Source organism: Streptomyces pyxinae, assembly GCF_024756275.1.
GTDB classification, from domain to species: Bacteria; Actinomycetota; Actinomycetes; order Streptomycetales; family Streptomycetaceae; genus Streptomyces; species Streptomyces pyxinae.
In genome coordinates this window covers 75,664-97,307 of sequence record NZ_JANUGQ010000015.1, presented here as the reverse complement: position 1 = coordinate 97,307, position 21,644 = coordinate 75,664, and the positions used below count along the sequence as shown (strand labels likewise).

General features: G+C 75.5%; 11 protein-coding genes and 2 pseudogenes. 9 read left to right on the top strand and 4 right to left on the bottom strand.

What is annotated here, in order from left to right; all coding sequences use genetic code 11:
• Positions 1–190: 190 nt before the first annotated feature.
• Complete coding sequence (locus tag NX801_RS18520) at positions 191–2,371, bottom strand: RecQ family ATP-dependent DNA helicase (RefSeq protein ID WP_258788866.1); 2,181 nt, start codon at positions 2,369–2,371, stop codon at positions 191–193.
• 125 nt (positions 2,372–2,496) lie between these two features.
• Between NX801_RS18520 and NX801_RS31025 the strand changes: the two genes are divergently transcribed.
• The 7 genes from NX801_RS31025 (at position 2,497) to NX801_RS18485 (ending at position 14,561) form a co-directional block, all read left to right on the top strand.
• Positions 2,497–5,511: a DUF4192 family protein gene (locus tag NX801_RS31025; RefSeq protein WP_258788865.1), complete on the top strand. Its 3,015-nt coding sequence runs from the start codon at positions 2,497–2,499 to the stop codon at positions 5,509–5,511.
• A gap of 106 nt (positions 5,512–5,617) precedes the next feature.
• Entirely contained in the window at positions 5,618–7,657 is a 2,040-nt protein-coding gene (locus tag NX801_RS18510) for a glycogen debranching N-terminal domain-containing protein (protein WP_258788864.1), read from the top strand.
• A gap of 96 nt (positions 7,658–7,753) precedes the next feature.
• Positions 7,754–8,545 (top strand): NUDIX hydrolase, encoded by a 792-nt coding sequence (locus NX801_RS18505; protein ID WP_258788863.1) that lies wholly within the window; start codon positions 7,754–7,756, stop codon positions 8,543–8,545.
• 243 nt (positions 8,546–8,788) lie between these two features.
• Complete coding sequence (locus tag NX801_RS18500; protein ID WP_258788862.1) at positions 8,789–10,561, top strand: ATP-binding cassette domain-containing protein; 1,773 nt, start codon at positions 8,789–8,791, stop codon at positions 10,559–10,561.
• Positions 10,562–10,732: 171 nt separating this feature from the next.
• Positions 10,733–11,617, top strand: a complete 885-nt coding sequence (locus tag NX801_RS18495; protein ID WP_258788861.1) for a FadR/GntR family transcriptional regulator — start codon at positions 10,733–10,735, stop codon at positions 11,615–11,617.
• Positions 11,618–11,962: 345 nt separating this feature from the next.
• Positions 11,963–13,510, top strand: a complete 1,548-nt coding sequence (locus NX801_RS18490; RefSeq protein WP_258788860.1) for an RNA polymerase sigma factor — start codon at positions 11,963–11,965, stop codon at positions 13,508–13,510.
• Positions 13,511–13,742: 232 nt separating this feature from the next.
• A complete protein-coding gene (locus NX801_RS18485) occupies positions 13,743–14,561 on the top strand; it encodes a S1 family peptidase (RefSeq protein ID WP_258788859.1) in 819 nt (272 codons plus the stop codon).
• Positions 14,562–14,998: 437 nt separating this feature from the next.
• Here NX801_RS18485 and NX801_RS18480 read toward each other — a convergent pair whose 3' ends face one another.
• Positions 14,999–15,229: a DUF7455 domain-containing protein gene (locus NX801_RS18480; RefSeq protein WP_258788858.1), complete on the bottom strand. Its 231-nt coding sequence runs from the start codon at positions 15,227–15,229 to the stop codon at positions 14,999–15,001.
• 431 nt (positions 15,230–15,660) lie between these two features.
• Here NX801_RS18480 and NX801_RS18475 point away from each other — a divergent pair, with 431 nt between their 5' ends.
• Positions 15,661–17,778: a DNA gyrase/topoisomerase IV subunit B gene (locus NX801_RS18475; protein WP_258788857.1), complete on the top strand. Its 2,118-nt coding sequence runs from the start codon at positions 15,661–15,663 to the stop codon at positions 17,776–17,778.
• 217 nt (positions 17,779–17,995) lie between these two features.
• Positions 17,996–18,505, top strand: a pseudogene (locus NX801_RS18470) (sodium:solute symporter family transporter); the annotation flags it as partial.
• Between the two features lie 79 nt (positions 18,506–18,584).
• On the opposite strand, the gene NX801_RS18465 reads toward NX801_RS18470, so the two are convergent.
• Both NX801_RS18465 and NX801_RS18460 read right to left on the bottom strand, forming a co-directional pair.
• On the bottom strand, positions 18,585–19,265 hold the full coding sequence (locus tag NX801_RS18465; RefSeq protein ID WP_258788856.1) for a response regulator: 681 nt from the start codon (positions 19,263–19,265) through the stop codon (positions 18,585–18,587).
• Positions 19,266–19,765: 500 nt separating this feature from the next.
• Positions 19,766–21,448: pseudogene (locus NX801_RS18460) on the bottom strand (sensor histidine kinase); the annotation flags it as partial.
• Positions 21,449–21,644: the final 196 nt, after the last annotated feature.

Here is a 21,644-nt window from a genome sequence, read left to right as displayed (position 1 = left end):
CACGGAGCGGGCAGGGTGAAGTGGGACGCACCGGCACAGCCCTGCGAGACCGCGAATGAGCGTGCGGGGAGCGGATTTCCAATTCTTCCTGCCCCGTGGGCGAGCGGCAACGAGCAATTGAGGTCGCCGCCGGGTATGGGGCGGTATGACACTCATATCCTGCCCCGCCGAGCACCCGGTGACGCCTTCGTCAGCCCTGAACTGCCAGGACCAGCGGAAACACCCCCTCCGCTCCCGCCCGTCGCAGCAGCCGGGCCGCCACGGCGAGCGTCCATCCGGTGTCCGACAGATCGTCGACCAGCAGTACGGGTCCCCCGGCCGCCGCCAGCTCTCCGGCGAGCTCCGGCGGCACGGTCAGCGCCCGGTGCAAACCCACCACCCGCTGCGCGCTGTTGGTCCGCGACAGCCGCGCCTCCGCCGCTTCGGGCACCTGGCCGACCGAGCCGAGCAGGGGCATCCGGCCCACCTCCGCGATGCGCCGGCCCAGCGACTCCACCAGCTGAGGACGGCTCCGTGAGGCGACCGTGACCACCCCGGCCGGGCGGCCGGGCGCGTCCGGCTCGCCCGAGGCCCAGCCTCCGGGGCCCCTGGCCCAGTCCGCGAGCACCCGCACCACCGCCTCCACCACGTCGTCGGGCACCGGAGCGTCCGGCGCGCCGGGCGACAGCAGCGGCCGGAGCCGGTTGCCCCAGCCGATGTCGGAGAGCCGCCCCAGGGCGCGGCCCGACCACGACAGTTCACCCGCCGGGATACGGCCCTTGAGGTCGACCCCCACCGCCGCGAGACCGGTGGGCCACATCCGGCGCGGCTCCACCTCCACACCGGGCCGCCCCAGTTCACCCCGCGCGGCGTCCAGCGCGGCGGCCGACACCTTGGCGTCGAAGCGGGGTCCCGCGCAGTTGTCGCAGCGCCCGCACGGGGCGGCGGCCTCGTCGTCCAGCCGACGGCGCAGAAACTCCATCCGGCAGCCGCCGGTCGTCGCGTAGTCACGCATCGCCTGCTGCTCCTCGGCCCGCTGCCGGGCCACCCACGCGTACCGCTCGGCGTCGTACGACCAGGGCTCACCGGTACTGACCCAGCCGCCCTTGACGCGTCGCACCGCACCGTCGACGTCCAGCACCTTGAGCATCGTCTCCAGGCGGCTGCGGCGCAGCTCGACCAGGGGTTCCAGGGCGGGCAGCGAGAGCGGTCGCCCCGCACCGGCGAGCACGTCGAGGGTGCGGCGGACCTGCTCCTCGGGCGGGAACGCGACCGAGGCGAAGTACTGCCAGATCGCCTCGTCCTCCCGGCCGGGCAGCAGCAGCACCTCGGCGTGCGCCACACCCCGGCCGGCCCGGCCGACCTGCTGGTAGTAGGCGATGGGTGAGGAGGGCGAACCGAGATGGACGACGAAGCCCAGGTCCGGCTTGTCGAAGCCCATGCCGAGCGCGGAGGTGGCGATCAGTGCCTTGACCCGGTTGGCGAGCAGATCCTCCTCGGCCTGCCGGCGGTCGGCGTCCTCCGTGCGGCCGGTGTAGGAGGCGACGGTGTGGCCGCACCGGCGGAGGTGCGCGGCCACCTCCTCGGCCGCCGCGACGGTCAGGGTGTAGATGATCCCCGAGCCGGGGAGCTCCCCGAGGTGGTCACCGAGCCAGCCCAGCCGGTGCGCGGCGTCCGGCAGCCGCAGCACCCCCAGGCTCAGGCTCTCGCGGTCCAGCGGTCCGCGCAGTACCAGGGCGTCGGAGCCGGCGCCGGTGCCGAGCTGCTCGGCCACGTCAGCCGTCACCCGGGCGTTGGCCGTCGCGGTGGTGGCGAGCACCGGGACCCCGGCGGGCAACTCCGCCAGCATGGTGCGCAGCCGGCGGTAGTCGGGCCGGAAGTCGTGGCCCCAGTCGGAGATGCAGTGTGCCTCGTCCACCACCAGCAGTCCGGTGGCGGCGGCGAGCCGGGGCAGCACCTGATCGCGGAAGTCGGGGTTGTTGAGGCGTTCCGGGCTGACGAGCAGCACGTCCACCCGGCCGTCGGCGATCTCCTGCTGGATCTCGTCCCACTCCTCGGTGTTGGCCGAGTTGATCGAGCGGGCGTGGACACCCGCCCGGGCCGCCGCCTCCACCTGGTTGCGCATCAGCGCGAGCAGCGGCGAGACGATGACGGTGGGACCGCTGCCCCGCTCGCGCAGCAGCGAGGTCGCGACGAAGTACACCGCGGACTTGCCCCAGCCGGTGCGCTGCACCACCAGGGCCCGTCGCCGGTGTTCGACCAGCGCCTCGATCGCCCGCCACTGGTCCTCGCGCAGCCGCGCCGAACCGGCGGGGGCGCCGACCAGCCGGGCGAGGACCGCGTCGGCGGATGCGCGGAGAGTGCCGGGTCCTGCGTCGCTCGTGTCGTTCATGGCTCCATGCAACAGCACGCCTCCGACATCGACCACGGCGGTCGTCCAGTCTGTGGAAATCCCCGGGCGCGGAGGTTTTCCACAGGGGTCGACGGTCCGGCGGGGTCTGCGGCAGCGTCTTGGGCATGACCAATCACCACGACGGCATCCGTCCCGGCGATCACCCCGGCGCTCTCCCGTCCGAGACACCGAAGTCGCCCGAGCCGCCCGAGCCGCCCGAGCCGCCCGCGCGGCCCGAGCTGTCCGGCCTGCCCGGGCCGACCGACCCGGTCGGCGGCCCCGGCCTCCTCCGCCTGCCCGGGTGCGAGCCGGAGGGCCCGCCCGGCCGTCCTTCCGGCCGCGGAGCGGAGGACCGGGCACCCGCAGCCCTCGGCCCGGAGGGTGCGCCGGTCCCGTCCGCCCTGTCGGGAGCGGTGGGCTCGCCCGGTCCGGCGGCCCCCAGTGACCCGGAGGGCGCGCGGTGGTCGGCGGTGGCCGGCGACGACCTGGCGGCCCTCGACGACATGGCCGTCCCGGGCATCCCGGCGGACCCGGCCGACGAGCCCGGCCGGGGTGATCCGGGGCGTCCGGGCCACTCGCCGGGCCCGTTCGGCGTGGACCATGCGGCGGACTCGGCCGTCGCGGACCACCTGCTGGACCCGGCCACCCTGAAGAACCCGGCCGTTCCCGTGGGGCAGGCCGATCCGGCCGGCGAGGTGGATCCGGCCGCTCCGGTGTACGCGGCCGGCCCGGCGGAGGAGCAGCGGATCACCCTCCGGGGGCCCGGCGAACTGGCCGACGCGCTGCCGTATCTGCTGGGCTTCCGCCCCGACGACTCGATCGTGCTCGTCGCCCTGCACGGCGAGCGGGGGCGCTTCGGCGGCCGGGTCCGGCTCGACATCCCGCCCTCGCCGGGGGAGTGGCCCGAGGCGGCCCGGCAGCTCGCGGAGGGCCTGGTGCACGGAAGCGCCCGGCGAGGCGGTGGACCCGACGGGATCGTGGTCTTCCTCTGCCAGGACCCCGCCGGGGACGGCACGGCGGCGGACACCATCGAACGACTCCGCCCGCTCGCCCAGGAGTTGCGGACGGCCTGCGGGGCGCTGGACGTGCCGGTGTACGAGGCGCTCTGTCTCTCCGGCGGCCGGTATCACTCCTACTGCTGCCCCGACGCCTCCTGCTGCCCGCCCGGCGGCAGGCCGCTTCCGCCGCCCGGCGCCTCGGTGATGGCGGCGTCCGCCGCGTACGCGGGCATCCGGGTGCGCGGCTCGCTGCGGGACATGGAGGCCCGGCTTCTGCCCCCGGCGCCGGCCGGGGAGCCGGCGCGGGTACCGCCGAGCGCACCGGCGCGGGCGCTGGACGCTGCCACCGCCGAGTTGCTGCCCCGGATGCTCGCCGAGGAGAGCCGGGCGGCGGTGCGCACCGAGACCCGGGTCATGGCGCGCTGCCTGGTGATGCGGCTCGCCGGCCGGCCGCCCGTCCCGGACGAGCGCGAGGCCGACCGGCGGGACGACGCGCTGATCGGTGACGACGAGGCCGCGCGGGTGATCCTCGGTCTTCAGGACCGGGACACCAGGGACCGGCTCGCCCTCTGGGCGGAGGGGCCGGGGGCGGATGCCGTCCTGCGGCTGTGGCGGGCGCTGGCCAGGCGGTGCGCGGGCCGCTACGCCGAGTACGCCGCGCCGCCGCTCACCCTGGCCGGCTGGGTGGCCTGGTCGACGGGGGACGAGCCGGCCGGCCGGGTGGCGCTGAGCCTGGCACTGCGGGCCGACCCGGGATACCTCTTCGCCCGGCTGCTCCACCAGGCGTGCAACGAGGGCCTGGACCCGGAGGAGGTGCTGCACTGCCTGCGCGAGGGCGCCGCGCCGGGAACCCCGCCGGCCGAAGCACCCGGCCCGCACGACCGCCCGGCCGCCTCGGCCGGTGCCGGGGACGGCGGTGTCGCCGGGCGGGCCCTGTCCCGGCCCCGCGCGGCCGACCGGCCCGCTCGGGCCGGCTCCGGCGGCTTCGGCCCGCTGCCGGGTGCCGGTTCCGCCGGACCCCTGAAGTCTCCCGGCGCGTCCGAGGAGGAGGGGGTGCCGCGGGGCGGCGGGGCCAGGCGGCGAGTGCGCGCTCCCCGGGCCGCCCGGGCCCGGCTGATGCGCACCATCACGGCCCCGCGCGGCAGCACCGGACCGGGCGCCGGCGGTCGCCCCGGCACGGTCACCGGGCCGGGCGGCGGCGTCCGACCGGGCGCGAGCAGTACGTCCCGAGCCGTCACCGGACCGGGCGCCGTCACCGGGCCGGGCAGCAGCACCGGACCGGGGTCCGGCATTGGGCCGGGCCGGAGCACCACGTCGCGAGCCGCCGACGGACCGGGGGACGGCACAGGAGCGGGCCCGGTGGCTGACAGGGCGCGCGGTGGCACCGGACACGGCAGCGGCACCCGACCGGGCGCGGACGCCGTGCCGCGAGCCGCCGGCGGACCGGGTGACGGCTCTGGACCCGGGGGCGCCACCGGGCTGGGCCCCGCCACTGGGCCGGGCCCCGCCACCGGGTCGGGTAGGAATACCTGGTCGGGAGCCGTCCCAGGGCCTGGTGGAAGCACCGCGCCGCGAGCCGTCGACGGACCGGGCGGCACCGCCGGGCCGGGGGACGGCACCGGAGTGGGCCCGGTGACTGACGGCGCGCGCGGTGGCACCGGACACGGCAGCGGCAGTCGAACGGGTGGGAATGCCATGCCGCGAGCGGGTACCGGACCGGGCGCCGTCACCGGACCGGGGTCCGTCACCGGGCCGGGCCGGAGCACCACGCCGCGAGCCGCCGGCGGACCGGGTGACGGCTCTGGACCTGGGGGCGCCACCGGGTCGGGCCCCGCCACTGGGCCGGGCGGAAGCGCCGGGCCGCGAGCCGCCACCGGAATGGGTGCCGTGACCGGTCCGGGCGGGAGTACCGGGTCGGGTAGGGACACCTGGTCGGGAGTCGTCCCTGGGGCCGGGGGCGGCACCGGGCCGGGTCCGGTGGACGGCGGGGCGCGGGGTGTACCGGGGTCCGGCGGTGGCGGGGAGCTGGGGCCTGTGCCGGAGGACGGTGCCGCCGCCGTGCGGGCCCGGGCGGCGATGCGGACACGGCCGGCCCGGCCCGGCGGGGGCCGGTCGGGCGGTCCCGGGCGAGGCCGACCGTGACCCGCGCGCCGGTGCGGCCGTTCACCTGGGTGGCGGAGTCGGACGGCCAGTGCCGTCGTCCCTCCGGCGGCCCACCGGAGCGCACGGAAGGCTCAGCAGACCACCCATGGATTCCACCGTTCCCGTCCGGGCCGTCACCGGGCAGCCCCGGCGTCCGGCCGTCGCCGGCCGCGTCCCGCCCGTCGCCGGCGGCGGGCGCGGGCTCCCGCCGGTGCACGAGACGCTCATCTGTGTCGCCCTTCCGTGCCTGGCGCTCTCGGCGGCCCACGGCCAGCTCACCGGAGAGGGTGTGGAGGGCGTCTACCGCTCGGGACGCCGGGTGCTGGCCGTCAGCCGGCTCCGGATCGCCGGTGGCGACCCGGTCCCGGTACTGGGCCGGATGGTGTCCGCCGGCCTGGCCAGGTTCATGGCGGTGGCGCGCACCCCGGCGGACATCGGTCCCGACCCGGGTGTGGCGGTGGAGCGCACCCGGGACGCCGAGGGCACGGAGCGGATCACCTTCCGGAGCGCGCTCCGCCAGCCGGTCCGGCTCCCCGTCGAGCTGGAGCTGGGCACGGATCTGGCGGAGCTGGGGGCCGTGGCCACCGGCACGGCGGGCCCCGGGCTTCCCGCCTCGGTGCACGGCTCCGGGCTGCGCTGGACCGCTCCGGACGGCCGCCACTCCACCGTCAGCGCCGTTCCCGCGCCCAAGGACGCGCTGGCCCTGGCCTCGGCCGGACTGCTCCGGTGGGAGCTGGAGCTTCCGCCGGGCGCGGCCCGGACCATCGAACTGCGGGTCGGCGACGGCCGCCCGACTCGCCCGGCCGGCCGGGCCGGGGCCGGCCCGCTGGCCGAGGCGCGGGTGGAGGGCGACGATCCCCGGGTGGAGCGGTTCCTCGGCGCCGCGCAGGACGATCTGCGGGCCCTCCTGGTGCGGGACCCGGCCCGCCCCGCCGACCTCCACGCCGTCGCCGGGGCACCCTGGCGGTGCGGCCTCGCCCCGGCCGAGGCCCTCTGGGCGGCCAGGATGGCGCTCCCGCTCGGCACCCGGCTCGCCGCCGCCACCCTGCGGGTCCTCGCGCGCGCCCGGCGCGCCGGCTCGGGCGCCGACGAGGGCCGCATCCCCGGGCCGCTCCGGGACGCCGGCCCCCATCTGCCGCCCGGCTGCACCGGGGCGGAGGCCACCCTCGCCTTCCCAGCGGTGCTCGCGGAGGCCCGCCGCTGGGGCATGCCCGAACAGGAGGTCGCGGAGCTGCTCCCGGCCGCCGAGGGGTGCCTGCGCTGGCTTCGCTCGGCCACCGACGCCACCGGCCTGGTCCGGGACCCGGGCGCGACCGGGCTCCGGCGAGCCGAGACCCAGGCCCACGCCCACCGGGCCCTGCTCCTCGGCGCCGCGCTGCTGGCCGAGTGCGGTCGGCCGGACGCCACCGAGTGGCAGGACCGGGCCGGTGCGCTGCGGGCGCGTTTCCGGGAGGAGTTCTGGCTCGACGACCCGTCGGGAGGCCGGCCCGCCGCCGCCCTCACGGACGGCGGCAGACCGCTGCCGCACCTCGGCGGAGCCGCCGCCCATCTGCTGGACACCGGGCTGCTCGGGGGCGGACGCCTCGCCGACGGCCTGCTGGACGAGGCGCGGACCGGCCTGCTCGCCCGGCTGCTCGGCGCCCCCGCGCTCGACTCGGGGTGGGGGCTGCGCGGCCTCGGCACCCAGGAGCCCGGGCACAGTCCGTTCGGTCACCGCGCGGGCGCCGTACGGGTGCACGAGACGGCGGTGGCCGTCACGGGCCTCGCCGCCGCCGGGCACGATCGGTCGGCCGCCTCCCTGGCGCGGGGGCTGCTCGACGCGGCCGAGGTGTTCGGCTACCGGCTGCCCGAGATGTACGCGGGGGAGCAGCGAGCCGCCGGGAGCGTTCCGGTGCCGCACCCGGCCGCCTGCCGCCCCGCCGCCGTGGCCTCGGCCGCCGCCGTGCAGATCCTGGTGGCGCTCGCCGGGGTGCGCCCCGACGCCCCGGCCCGGACGGTCGCCCTCCAGCCGGTGCCCGGCGCCCCGCTCGGCGCGTTCCGGCTCGCCGGCCTCCGGGTGGCGGGGGAGCCCTTCGCCGTCCGGGTCACCCGGCAGGGGCTCGGCATGATCGAGGAGGCCGCCGATGGCCTTCAGTTGGGGGTATGACCGGTGCGTACCATCGGTACGGACGCGGCCGCTTCCGGGCCGGCGGAGCCCGCGCGGGAGCGTGCTTATCGTCAGGAAGACGACTATGATCACGGCATGTCTCCCTACGACCCGTCGGCCTTCCCGCCCTTCGCCGTGACCGTCGATCTGGTCGTGCTCACCGTGCGCCGCCACGCCCTGTGCACCTTGGTGGTCCGCCGCGGCGAGCCGCCGTTCCAGGGGCGCTGGGCGCTGCCCGGCGGATTCGTCCGGGCGGACGAGGACCTCGGGGCCGCCGCCGCCCGGGAGCTGTCCGAGGAGACCGGGCTCGCCGCCCACGACCCGGCCTCCGCCCCCGACCCGGCCTCCGCGCCGCCCGCCGACGGCAACGGCGCCCATCTCGAACAGCTGGCCACCTACGGCGATCCCGCGCGCGACCCCCGGATGCGGGTCGTCAGCGTCGCCCATCTCGCGCTGGCGCCCGACCTGCCCGCACCGCGCGCCGGTGGGGACGCCGACAGCGCCCGCTGGGCGCCCGTGGAGTCGCTGCTCGGCCGACTGGACGGGGACGGCCGGGAGGACGGCGAACAGCCGGCGCCGCTCGCCTTCGACCACGCGCGGATCCTGGCCGACGGGGTCGAGCGGGCACGCTCCAAGATCGAGTACTCCTCGCTGGCCACCGCCTTCTGTCCGCCCGAGTTCACCGTGGGCGAGCTGCGGCGGGTCTACGAGGCGGTGTGGGGTGTCGCTCTGGACCCCCGCAACTTCCACCGGAAGGTGACCGGTACGCCGGGCTTCCTGGTGCCCTCGGGCGGGACCACCACCCGCCAGGGCGGCCGCCCCGCCCAGCTGTTCCGGGCCGGCGGCGCCACCCTGCTCAATCCGCCGATGCTCCGCCCCGAGGCCTGATCCCGCGCGGCCCGGGGAGACCGGGCAAGCCGGGGAGACCGGGAGGCCCTCCGCCCGGACCGGTGGTCCGCCCGCCGCGCGAGGCCCGTCGGCCGCCGTCCGCAACCGCGCCGAGCCCGGGTCGGCACCGGGCCGACACCCGGGGTGACGCTCGGCCGTTGCGCCGAAAGTCCGGAATGTCGCGTTATCTTGCTGCGGTACCCGACCTGCCGCCGAGCGGTCTCATCTACCGCGGGAGAAGCGATGCTCCAGGCAATCGGACTCACCAGCACACCACTCCGCGACCGCCCGCCCGCCGTGCGGGACCTCAGCTTCGAAGCACGCCCCGGGAGCGTCACCGCGCTGCTCGGCGCCCGGGGCGCGGGAAAGACCACGGCCCTGCGGCTGATGCTGGAACTCGAACCCGGCCGTGGGGTCACCCACTTCCGGGGGCGGCCCCTCCATCACATCGCCCACCCCGCCCGGGAGGTCGGCGTCCTGCTCGGCGCGGTGCCCGGCCATCCGGCGCGCACCGCGCGGGGACAACTGCGGATGCTCTGCGCCGCCGCCGGAATGCCCGCCGCGCGCGCCGACGAACTGCTCGACATCGTGGGACTCGGCGGCCTCGGGGACCACCGTCTCGGTGCGCTCTCCCTCGGCATGGACCGCCGACTCGGCATCGCGGTCGCCCTGTTGGGCGACCCGCACACCCTGCTCCTCGACCAGCCGGCCGCCGGTCTGTCCCCCCGGGAAGCCGGCTGGCTGCACCGGCTGCTCCGGGTCCACGCCGACCACGGCGGCACCGTCCTGTACGCCACCGACGACCCCAAGGAGGCCGCCCGTACCGCGGACCGGGTCGTCACCGTGGCCGGCGGGCGGCTCGTCGCGGACCAGGACGGCGGCGCCTTCGCGCGCACCCGGCTCCGTCCGCGCGTCGCCGTGCGCACCCCGCACGCCGCCCGGCTCGCGGAGTTGCTCGTCCGCGAGGGCCGGGCGGCCCGGCGCTCCGTGGAGGCGGTCACCGAACAGGGCAACCGGCTCAGTGTCTACGGCAGCGACTGCGCCCGGGTCGGGGAGACCGCCCACCGGCACGGGATCCCGCTGCACCGGCTCGCCGAGGAGACGGGCGACACCGGCCCCGGAGCGGACCGGAAACCCGTCCCGGGCCAGGGGCGCGCCCCGGAGCCCGCCGGTTCCCCGCCCGGCCGGGGTCCGGGTCCCGGCCCGGACACCGGGACCGCGCCGGTGTCGCCCGCCCGGCCGGTGCGCGGCCCGCTGCGCCCGGTCCGTTACGAGCTGCGCAGGCTCACCGGGGTGCCCGCGGCCGCGCTCACCGGTGCCGCCGTGCTCGTCGCCTCCGCCCTCGTCGCCGTGCTGCTCGCACGCACCGGGCGGACCCCGCTGCCCACGGCCCTGGCCGCCTGGCCCGGACTTTTCCCGCTGCCCCCCGCCGCGTTCGGCGCCGGACTGCTCGGCGCGCTCTCGTTCGGGGACGAGTACCGCTACCCGGCGCTCGCCGCCGGCCGGGGCGCCGTGCCGCGCCGCCTCGGCCTGCTGCTCGCCAAACTGGCGGTGACCGCCGCCACCGCCCTGCTCCTCGCACTGCTCGTCGCCGGGGCCGACTTCGGCGTCCTCCGCCTCGTCTACGGCGGTGAGCTGGTCTCCGTACCCGCCAACTGGGAGCGACTGGCCGGAAGTTGGGCAGCTCTCGTGGTCGGCTGCGGCTGGGCCGGACTGCTGGGCGCCGGGGTGTTCCGGGCGGCGGCCGCCGGGGTGGCCGCCGTACTGGCCGTGCCGGTGCTGATCACACCCCTGGTGGGGAGGGTACTCGCCGGTCCGTCGGTGGGCTCGCTCGCCCGGCTCCCGGCCCGGCTGCGGGAGCTGTCCTGGACCCAGTGGCCCGGCCAGGCCGACCGCTGGCTGCTCGGGGCGGCCCGGGTGGTTGCCCAACCGGTCGGCGCCGCACTGGTGTTGTCGCTCTCGGCGCTGCTCTGCGCCTATCTGTTCACCGGCTTCCGGCAGCGGGCCCGCTGGTGACCGACCGCGCTCCGCGCGACGGCCTTCGGTCGTGACTTCCGCGCAACTCCCTTGGAAAATGCCCGTTTCCTTCCGAAAAGGCGTCAATTGAGGGGCGAGCGCCGATCACCCTTTCGTGTGCTTTTCACCAAAGACCTCAAGGGCCGTGGAAGCAGAGCCGACAAAGGATGCGTGAGTACCCTTGCGCACACCATGATGACCGCCGCCCGCGCCGCCGAGAACGGCCTCGCCCCGGGCGGTCTCGACCGTTATTCCTACGGGGAGACGCCCGCCGCCGACCGCGTCGGACCACCCGCCTGGGACGCCGCGGACACCGATCTGGGCCGCGTCGGCCGCCGGGCGGCGGGCAGCCGGGGCCGCGGTCTGCACGGCCAACTGGTCCAGCAGCTCGGCCAGATGATCGTCTCCGGCGATCTGGGCGCCGACCGGCCGCTGGTGCCCGAGGAGATCGGCCAGCGGTTCGAGGTCTCCCGCACCGTCGTCCGGGAGTCCCTCCGGGTCCTGGAGGCCAAGGGCCTCGTCAGCGCCCGCCCCAATGTCGGCACCCGGGTCCGGCCCGTCAGCGACTGGAATCTCCTCGATCCGGACATCATCGAATGGCGCGCCTTCGGGCCGCAGCGCGACGACCAGCGCCGGGAGCTGGCCGAGCTCCGCTGGACGATCGAGCCGCTGGCCGCCCGGCTCGCCGCCGGGCACGGCCGGGAGGACGTACAGCAGCGCCTCTCCGACATGGTCGAGATCATGGGGCACGCCCTGGCCCAGGGCGACGCCGTCACGTTCTCGCGGGCCGACACCGAATTCCACTCCCTGCTGATCCAGCTCGCCGGGAACCGGATGCTGGAGCACCTCTCGGGCATCGTCGCGGCCGCCCTCCAGGTCTCCGGGGCCCCCGCGATCAGCTGCGACCGCCCCGGCGAGTCCTGCCTGGCCCATCACGCGCGGATCGTCGAGGCCCTCGCCGCCGGGGACGCCCCGGCCGCCGAGGCGGCCATGCGGCAACTGCTCACGGTCCACCCGGAGGTGGAGCGCGTCGTGCCCGCGCCGCGCGAGCACTGACCGGCCGGGTCGCCGGCGCGGCCCTCCGCCCAGGTGTGTCGCCGGGCCTCCGGGGTACGCGTCCGGTGCCCGGCGATACGGCCTCGGGCCGATCTCGCCCACTATGGGGCGCTTCGCCGCGTATGGGGTGTGACTCGGGCCACGCGAATTGGGCGTAACGCTCCTCGGAACACCGCGATGACCTAAGAGGTGACAGCCGAGGAGGGAATACAGCCGCCGGTCACGGCGCTGTCCAGCTCCGAGGTTCCGCCCGCGTCGTCGGCACATCCCCAGCCGGCGGTCGTCGGCTCCGGCCCGGTCACGGGCGGGGCCGGAAGCCGTTTCCATCGTTCCGAGAGGTTGTTCGTGTCGGCCAGCACATCCCGTACGCTCCCGCCGGAGATCGCCGAGTCCGAGTCTGTGATGGCGCTCATCGAGCGGGGAAAGGCTGATGGGCAGATTGCCGGCGATGACGTGCGTCGGGCCTTCGAGGCTGACCAGATTCCGCCAACCCAGTGGAAGAATGTTCTGCGCAGCCTCAATCAGATCCTCGAGGAAGAGGGTGTGACGCTGATGGTCAGTGCAGCGGAGTCGCCGAAGCGCGCCCGCAAGAGCGTCGCAGCGAAGAGCCCGGCCAAGCGCACCGCCACCAAGCCGGTCACCGCCAGGACGGCCGTGACGAAGACCGTCGCCGCTTCCGCGGCCCCGGCGGGCCCGGGCGCGGACGACCCGGCCGATGAGGCCGGTGCCCCGGCCAAGAAGGCGGCGGCGAAGAAGACCGCGGCCAAGAAGACGGCGGTGAAGAAGACCGCCGCCAAGAAGACCACCGCGAAGAAGACGGCGGCCAAGAAGGACGCCGACGAGCTCATCGAGGGCGAGGAACTGCTCGAGGACGTCGCGCCCGGCAAGGGCGAGGACGAGGAGGCCGAGGGCGAGAACAAGGGCTTCGTGCTCTCGGACGAGGACGAGGACGACGCCCCCGCCCAGCAGGTCGCCGTGGCCGGTGCCACCGCCGACCCGGTCAAGGACTACCTGAAGCAGATCGGCAAGGTCCCGCTCCTCAACGCGGAGCAGGAGGTCGAGCTCGCCAAGCGCATCGAGGCCGGCCTCTTCGCGGAGGACAAGCTGGCCAACGCCGACAAGCTGGCCCCGAAGCTCAAACGCGAGCTGGAGATCATCGCCGAGGACGGCCGCCGGGCCAAGAACCACCTGCTGGAGGCCAACCTCCGGCTGGTCGTCTCGCTGGCCAAGCGCTACACCGGGCGCGGCATGCTCTTCCTGGACCTGATCCAGGAGGGCAACCTGGGCCTCATCCGGGCGGTCGAGAAGTTCGACTACACCAAGGGCTACAAGTTCTCCACGTACGCCACGTGGTGGATCCGGCAGGCGATCACCCGGGCCATGGCCGACCAGGCGCGCACCATCCGTATCCCGGTGCACATGGTCGAGGTCATCAACAAGCTGGCCCGGGTCCAGCGCCAGATGCTCCAGGACCTGGGCCGCGAGCCCACCCCGGAGGAGCTGGCCAAGGAGCTCGACATGACCCCGGAGAAGGTCATCGAGGTCCAGAAGTACGGCCGCGAGCCGATCTCGCTGCACACCCCGCTGGGCGAGGACGGCGACAGCGAGTTCGGTGACCTGATCGAGGACTCCGAGGCGGTCGTCCCGGCCGACGCGGTCAGCTTCACGCTCCTCCAGGAGCAGCTGCACTCGGTCCTCGACACCCTCTCGGAGCGCGAGGCCGGTGTGGTTTCCATGCGCTTCGGCCTCACCGACGGCCAGCCGAAGACGCTGGACGAGATCGGCAAGGTCTACGGGGTGACCCGTGAGCGGATCCGCCAGATCGAGTCCAAGACCATGTCGAAGCTGCGCCACCCGTCGCGCTCCCAGGTGCTGCGCGACTACCTCGACTGATACGGATTGACGGACGTCGTCGGCCGGAGGGCCCGGTTCCCCTGACGGGGGGCCGGGCCCTCCGGCTTTTCCGGCGAGCGCGGCCGGGCCGGGCACGGGTGGGCGGCGCGGCCCGGCGGACATCACCGGACCGGGGGATCCCGGGACCATTCCGCCGCGCGGTGCGGGTGCGCTGTGCTCCAATCGAGGTGACCCTGAGTGAATCCCGTTCACCGGAGAGTCAGGAGGCCTCATGCGTCGTCGTCCCATCAGCCGGACATGGACCGGAGCCGCCCTGCTGGGCGCCGTGGCGGCGGTGGCGCCGCTGCTCGTACCACCACCGGCGGCCGCCGACGGCGTCGTGGTGGGCGGTGAGCCGGTGCGGGCCGAGGACAGCCCCTGGGCGGTGGCGCTGACCAGTCGTGACCGGTTCGGGGGCAGCCGGGCGGGCCAGTTCTGCGGGGGTGTCGTGGTGGCACCGACGAAGGTCGCCACGGTGGCCCACTGCCTGTCGGCCGAGGTGCTCGGCACGGGCACCGGCCGCCCGGCGGACCTGAAGGTGGTCGCCGGGCGCACCCGGCTCAGCGGCGCCGGCGGCCAGGAGGTGCCGGTGGCGGGGTCCTGGGTCAATCCGGAGTACGACCCGGTCACCAACGCCGGCGACCTGGCCGTCCTCACCCTGGCGAGTCCGCTGCCGCAGTCGTACGTCCTCCCGCTCGCCGGCCGGGGCGACCCGGCGTACCGCCCCGGCACCGCGGCGGCCGTCTACGGCTGGGGTGACACCACGGGATTCGGCACCTACGCGTACGGGCTGCGCTCGGCGCGGGTCCGGGTACTGCCGGACGAGACCTGCGCGCGGGCGTACGTGAGCGGCGAGGGCGGCCTCTACGACCCCGTGACCATGCTCTGCGCCGGCGAGCCGGAAGGGGGGCGGGACGCCTGCCAGGGGGACAGCGGCGGGCCGCTGGTGGCCCAGGGGAAGCTGATCGGACTGGTCTCCTGGGGCAACGGCTGCGGAGAGCCCGGCAGCCCCGGGGTCTACACCCGGGTGGCGGCGGCGCTGCCCCAGTAGGCGTCAGTCGCCGGCGGTCCCGAAGCGCCCGGAGACCCGGAGACCGCCGAAGGCCCCGGTCGGCCGCCGGCGGTCCCCGGGCCCTGGCGGCCCCTGTGGCGTACGGGGCGGGCGAGGGTGGCCGGCGAGGCCGGGGCCACCGGTTTCGGGCCTTCGGCGGGTGGCTGCGGCCCTCCGGGCGGGTTCCAGGAGCCGGGGCGGCCCCGCCCCGGCGGCGGGAGCCGGGTGGGCGCGCCGCCGGCCGCGGGTGCCGCGTACCCGGGTCACGGCCCGCGCCGGGTCCCCGGGGCCCCGGGACGTCGTCCGTCGCCACCCGGGCGGCCCGCCGAGGGCGTTGCCCGGCCGGGGGTACGAGAACGGGCGGCCACCCCTGGAAAGGGTGGCCGCCCGTCGGCCGGTCCTGGACCGGTCCCTGGCTCGTCGTGGGACGCCGAGAGTCAGCGCTCGTCGTCGACTGCACCGGCCGGCACGTCGGTGAGCCGGTCCGTCTCATCCTGTATTTCCGCGGCGATCTTCTTGAGTTCCGGCTCGAACTTGCGCCCGTGGTGGGCGCAGAAGAGCAGTTCACCACCGCTGGTCAGCACGACGCGCAGATACGCCTGGGCGCCGCAACGGTCGCAGCGGTCGGCCGCGGTCAGCGGGCTCGCGGGGGTCAGAACAGTAGTCACGTCGCCTCTTCTCTAGCTCGACGAGCTGTCGTACCAGGGTCAACATCCAACCAGGCCGAAAACGTTCCCGCTCGTGGCTTTTCCTCGAAAGTTCTTCCAGGAAGGCTGTCTGCTACCGGTGTGGGGCGAAGGAACCGTATTGCTGGGCTCTACGGGTTTCGCGTTGCAGTGTCTCACTTGTCCTCCCGGCTGGGTTGCCGGTTGTTCATGAGGACGTGCCCGGAGCCTAAATGGTTCATGCCTCGAAGGGAACGTGATGTGCACGTCACGCGGCGCGGCCATCGAACACACATGCGATGATGGAGGGGCGCACATTTTCCCGAGGGTGGCGTAACAGCCGCTCTACCAGGGCTCTGTACCCTCGGACCGGCTACAGTCGCCGGGCCTTACCCCATGGGGCCGGATCTCAAATTCAGCGAGGAGCGAACCGCGTGACCGCCCAATCGTCCGTGCCGTCGAGTGCGCTGCTGACCGCAGACCGTGACGGTTCCAACTACACCGCGCGGCACCTGCTCGTCCTCGAAGGGCTGGAAGCGGTTCGCAAGCGTCCCGGTATGTACATCGGGTCGACGGACAGTCGCGGTCTGATGCACTGCCTCTGGGAGATCATCGACAACTCGGTGGACGAGGCCCTCGGCGGCTACTGCGACCACATCGAGGTGGTGCTGCACGACGACGGCTCCGTGGAGGTGCGGGACAACGGCCGTGGCATCCCGGTCGACGTGGAGCCCAAGACCGGGCTCTCCGGTGTCGAGGTCGTCATGACCAAGCTGCACGCCGGCGGCAAGTTCGGCGGCGGCTCCTACGCCGCGTCCGGCGGCCTGCACGGAGTGGGCGCCTCGGTGGTCAACGCCCTGTCGGCGCGGCTCGACGTGGAGGTGGACCGCAACAGCGCCACCCACTCGATCAGCTTCCGGCGCGGTGTCCCGGGCATCTTCACCGAGTCGGGCCCGGACGCGCCGTTCGACCCCGGCAACGGGCTGCGCAAGGGCAAGCGGGTGGCCAAGACCCGTACCGGCACGCGGGTGCGGTACTGGTCGGACCGGCAGATCTTCCTCAAGGACGCCCGGCTGTCGCTGGAGACGCTCTACCAGCGCGCCCGGCAGACCGCCTTCCTGGTGCCCGGACTCACCATCGTCGTACGGGACGAGCGCGGTCTCGACGGCGAGGGCAAGACTGAGGAGACCTTCCGTTTCGACGGCGGCATCAGCGAGTTCTGCGAGTACCTGGCGCAGGACAAGGCCGTCTGCGACGTGCTGCGGCTCAGCGGACAGGGCACCTTCAAGGAGACCGTGCCGGTCCTGGACGACCGCGGCCACATGACCCCGACCGAGGTCACCCGGGAACTGGGCGTGGACGTGGCGCTGCGCTGGGGCACCGGGTACGACACCACGCTCAAGTCCTTCGTGAACATCATCGCCACCCCCAAGGGCGGCACCCATGTCACCGGCTTCGAGCGCTCGGTGACCAAGACCGTCAACGAGGTGCTGCGCTCGGCCAAGCTGCTGCGCGTCGCCGAGGACGACATCGTCAAGGACGACGCCCTGGAGGGCCTCACCGCGGTGGTGACGGTGCGGCTCGCGGAGCCGCAGTTCGAGGGCCAGACCAAGGAGGTGCTGGGCACCTCGGCGGCCAACCGGATCGTCGCCAATGTGATCGCCAAGGAGCTCAAGGCGTTCCTCACCTCCACCAAGCGGGACGCCAAGGCGCAGGCCCGGGCGGTGCTGGAGAAGGCCGTGGCGGCCGCCCGCACCCGGATCGCCGCCCGGCAGCACAAGGAGGCGCAGCGCCGCAAGACGGCCCTGGAGTCCTCCTCGCTCCCGGCCAAGCTGGCCGACTGCCGCAGCGACGACGTGGAGCGCAGCGAACTGTTCATCGTGGAGGGCGACTCCGCGCTGGGCACCGCCAAACTCGCCCGGAACAGCGAGTTCCAGGCGCTGCTGCCGATCCGGGGCAAGATCCTCAACGTTCAGAAGTCGTCCGTCTCGGACATGCTGAAGAACGCCGAGTGCGGGGCCATCATCCAGGTCATAGGAGCCGGTTCGGGCCGCACCTTCGACATCGACGCGGCCCGCTACGGAAAGATCGTCCTGCTGGTCGACGCCGATGTGGACGGTGCCCACATCCGCTGTCTGCTGCTGACGCTCTTCCAGCGGTACATGCGGCCGATGGTGGAGGCGGGCCGGGTCTTCGCCGCCGTGCCGCCGCTGCACCGGATCGAGCTGATCCAGCCCAAGAAGGGCCAGGACAAGTACGTCTACACGTACTCGGACAACGAACTCCGCCAGACCCTGCTGGAGTTCCAGCGCAAGGGCGTCCGGTACAAGGACTCGATCCAGCGGTACAAGGGTCTGGGCGAGATGGACGCCGACCAGCTCGCGGAGACCACCATGGATCCGCGCCACCGGACCCTGCGCCGGATCAACATCGGGGACCTGGAGTCCTCCGAGCGGGTCTTCGACCTGCTGATGGGCAATGAGGTGGCGCCGCGCAAGGAGTTCATCACCGGCTCGGCGGCGACCCTGGACCGGACCAAGATCGACGTCTGAGCCGTCCGCCCCGGTGACCGGGCGCCCCGGGCGGGGTCCGCCGGATCCCGTCCGGGGCCACCCGGTGCCGATGCCACGGCCCCCGAAGCCGGCACGTGTGTGCCGCTTCGGGGGCCGGTCCCTTGCCGGACCACTCGATGGGATGAAGATCCGGCGAGAGGAATCCGGGAACCGCCCGATCTGCCCATCCTTGGCACGCGGCCGAACGGTTCGCTGACCGCTGCTCGCCACCGAGCTGGGCGGGGGCCCGGGGTCGACCGGGGGCACGATTCTCTTCGCGGTGGTCGCCGCCGTCGCCTTCGCCACCATCCTGGCCGTGGTCGCCGGGATCACCCTTGCCTCCTCGGCCTCGGTCGCCCACGATCTGTACGCCTCCCTCCGGCGGCCCTCCGCGCCGCCCCGCCGCGAGGTGACCGTGGCCCGGCCGGTCGCCGCCGGGATCGGGGCGGTGGCGGTCGCGCTCGGTCTGCCGGCCCGCTATCTGAATGTGGCCTTCCTGGTCGGTCTCGCCTTCGCGGTGGCCGCGTCGGCCAATCTGCCGGTGCTGCTCCACTCGCTCTTCCCGGACCTGGACTTCCAGCTCTTCCCGCTTCAGAACCCGGGCCTGGTCTCCGTTCCGCTGGGCCTTCTGGCGGGCTGGCCGGGGACGGTCACCTCGTCCGAGCGCCCGGACCCGGCCCGGCACGCGGAGACCGAGGTGCGGGCCCTGACGGGGGCGGGCGCGGTGCAGGGCGCCGCGGGGGTACGGGGCCGGGGGCGAACGCCCGTGTCCCGACGGGACGCCGGGCCGCAGGGGCCCCGGTGCGTCAGCCGGCGCCGGTCCAGGCGTACCGGTGCTCGGGGCGGCCGGTCTCGCCGTACCGCAGCGACAGCCGGACCCGGCCCGTCCGCTCCAGCAGCTTCAGATACCGCTGGGCGGTCTGGCGGCTGATCCCGGCGCGCTCCGCGAGCTCCTGGGCGGAGAGCGGGCCGTCCGCCGCGAGCAGCGCCCGCCGCACCACCTCGGCCGTCGTGGGGGAGTGGCCCTTGGGCAGCCCGGGCGCGCCGGTGGGGGCCGAGAGGGCGCCGAAGATCCGGTCCACCTCGGCCTGCTCCGCCTCGCCGCCGCCCGCCAGGGTGGTCCGCAGCCGGGCGTACGCCTCCAGCTTGGGGCGCAGGCCCGCGAAGGAGAACGGCTTCACCAGGTACTGGAGCGCCCCGTGGCGCTGGGCGGCCTGCACGGTGGCGACGTCCCGGGCGGCCGTCACCATGATCACGTCCGCCTGGTGGCCGCGCCGGCGCAGCTCGGCGACGACCCCCAGCCCGGTGCCGTCCGGCAGATAGTGGTCGAGCAGGATCAGATCGACCGGCAGCTCTCCGGCCCTGGCCAGTGCCCCGGCCGCCGAATGCGCCCGGGCCACCACCCGGAAGCCCGGCACCTTCGCCACATAGGCGGCGTTGATCTCCGCGACCCGGGGGTCGTCGTCCACCACGAGTACGCCGATCACCGCGCCGCTCCTCCCGTCGCCGCCCCGCCGGTCCGGGCGCCCGGCGCACCGCCCGGCGGCCGATGGCCCTCCGGGCCCGGGCCGGGGGCCGAACCGGGGTCCGCGAGCGGGTCCGGGGCCGTGCCCGGGGTCAGTGGGGCGGCCGGGTCTGCGCCGGGGGGCGGTGGGGCGGCCGGGCCCGGGTCCGGGGCCGGTGGGGCGAGGGCCTCGGGGAGGACGACGGTGAACTCGGCCCCCCGGCCGCCGGAGCCCGGCTCCCCGGTGTCGCGCGCCGGGCCCACCGCTCCATGTCCGCCGGAGCAGGTCGCGGCGCCCGGGCCCACCGGGCCGCGAAGGCCCCCGGCCGTGGCCTGGTCCCCCGCCATGGCCAGCTCCGCCGGGGCCGCTCCGTCCCGGCCCTCGGTCTTCGGTCCGTCCCCGCCCGGGACCGCCGGGGCCGGGGCCGGGATCGCCGCACCGGGGGTCGTCGCACCCGGGGCCGCCGTGGTCAGGTCCGCCGGGGCCGGGCCCGTGGACTCCGGCCGGTTCCCGCTGGAGGCCGCCGGGTCCAGGTCTGCGGAGTCCGGCCGGCCCCCGCCCGGGACCGCCGTGGCCGGGCGCCCGGGGACACCGGCCACCCGGGCGGTGCCGCCCCGGCGCTCGGCCAGCCGGCGGACCAGTGCCAGGCCGAGGCCCCGGCCGGCGCCATGGGCGGGGCCCGCCTTGGTCGACCAGCCCTCGGTGAAGACCCGTTCGCGCAGCTCCTCGGGGACTCCCGGCCCGCTGTCCGTCACCCGCAGCACCACCGTCCGCCCCTCGGCGCGCAGCTCCACCTCCACCAGCGGCGCGTCCGACCCGGCGGCCGCGTCCAGCGCGTTGTCGACCAGGTTGCCCACCACCGTCACCAGCTCGGCCGGGTCCACCAGCCGGTCCGGCAGCAGGGTGTCCGGGGCCAGCCGCAGCGCCACCCCGCGCTCGGCCGCCACCGTCGCCTTGCCGACCAGCAGCGCGGCGACCAGCGGGTCGCGCACCTTCTCGGTGACCTCCTCGGCCGTCGCCCGCCGGCCGCCCACGACCTCGGTGAGGAACTCCACCGCCTCCTGGTGCAGCTCAAGATCCAGCAGTCCGAGCAGGGTGTGCAGCCGGTTGGCGTGCTCGTGGTCCTGGGCCCGCAGGGCGTCGATCAGCCCGTGCGTGGAGTCCAGTTCGCGCCCCAGCCGCTCCAGTTCGGTGCGGTCGCGCAGGGTGGCGACGGCGCCCCCGTCGTCGGTGGGCATCCGGTTGGCGACCAGCACCCGCCGCCCCCGCACCGCCACCAGGTCCTCGCCCGCCACCCGGCCGGTCAGCACCTCGGCCGTCCGGCTCGGCCCCAGCACCTCGTCCAGCGGGCGGCCGGTGGCCTCCGGGCCGAGCCCCAGGAGCCGCTGGGCCTCGTCGTTGAGGAGCCGTATCCGGCCGGCGGCGTCCAGCGCCACCACCCCCTCCCGGATGCCGTGCAGCATCGCCTCCCGCTCGGCCAGCAGCGCCGAGATGTCGGAGAAGGCCAGGTCATGGGTGCGGCGCCGGAAGCGGCGGGAGAGCAGCAGGGCGGCGAGCGCCCCGACGGCGAGCGCCCCGCCCGCGCAGGCGAGCAGTCCGGGGAGCGCCGCGAGCAGCCGGGCGCGCACGCTCTCGTACTCGATGCCGACCGAGACCGCGCCGACGATCCGGCCGTCCGCCGCGCGCAGCGGGACCTTGCCCCGCGCCGAGCGGCCGAGGGTGCCGTCGGCGATCTCCATCACCTCCCGGCCGGCCAGCGCGTCGCTCGGGTCGGTGGAGACCAGCCGGCCGATCTGCCCGGGGTCGGTGTGGGACCAGCGCACCCCGTGGCGGTCCATGACCACCACGTACTCGGCGCCGGTGGTCCGCCGGATCCGCTCGGCCGCCCGCTGCACCGGGCCGCCGGGCTCCGGCCGGGAGCCGAGCAGCCCGGCGGCGACCTCCGGGGACGCGGCGGTGCCGGCGATGGCCAGCGCGCGCCGCATCGCCTGGTCGTCCAGCTGGTTCCCGAGCGGTGCCAGGAACAGGCCGGTGACCAGCACCGTCACCCCGGTGACGACGGTCAGCTGCATCAGCAGCGCCTGCGCGAAGACACGCTGCGGCCAGCCGGGGCGCGTCCGTCGGCCGGACGCGCGCGGCGGCGCGGATCCCGGCGCGGCGGTCATGGGACGACGGTACGGGTCCCCGGCCACCGGCGAAACGCCGGGCACCGCACCGGCCGCCCAGTCCCCGCGAGCCGCCGTCCGGCACGCGACCGTCCCTCCCCGCGAGCCCGCGTCCGGGGCACGACCGGTCATGTGAGCCCGGTGGACTTCCGGCCGACTCCCCGTGGGCACCCGGTGGACGGCCGACCGCACGGTC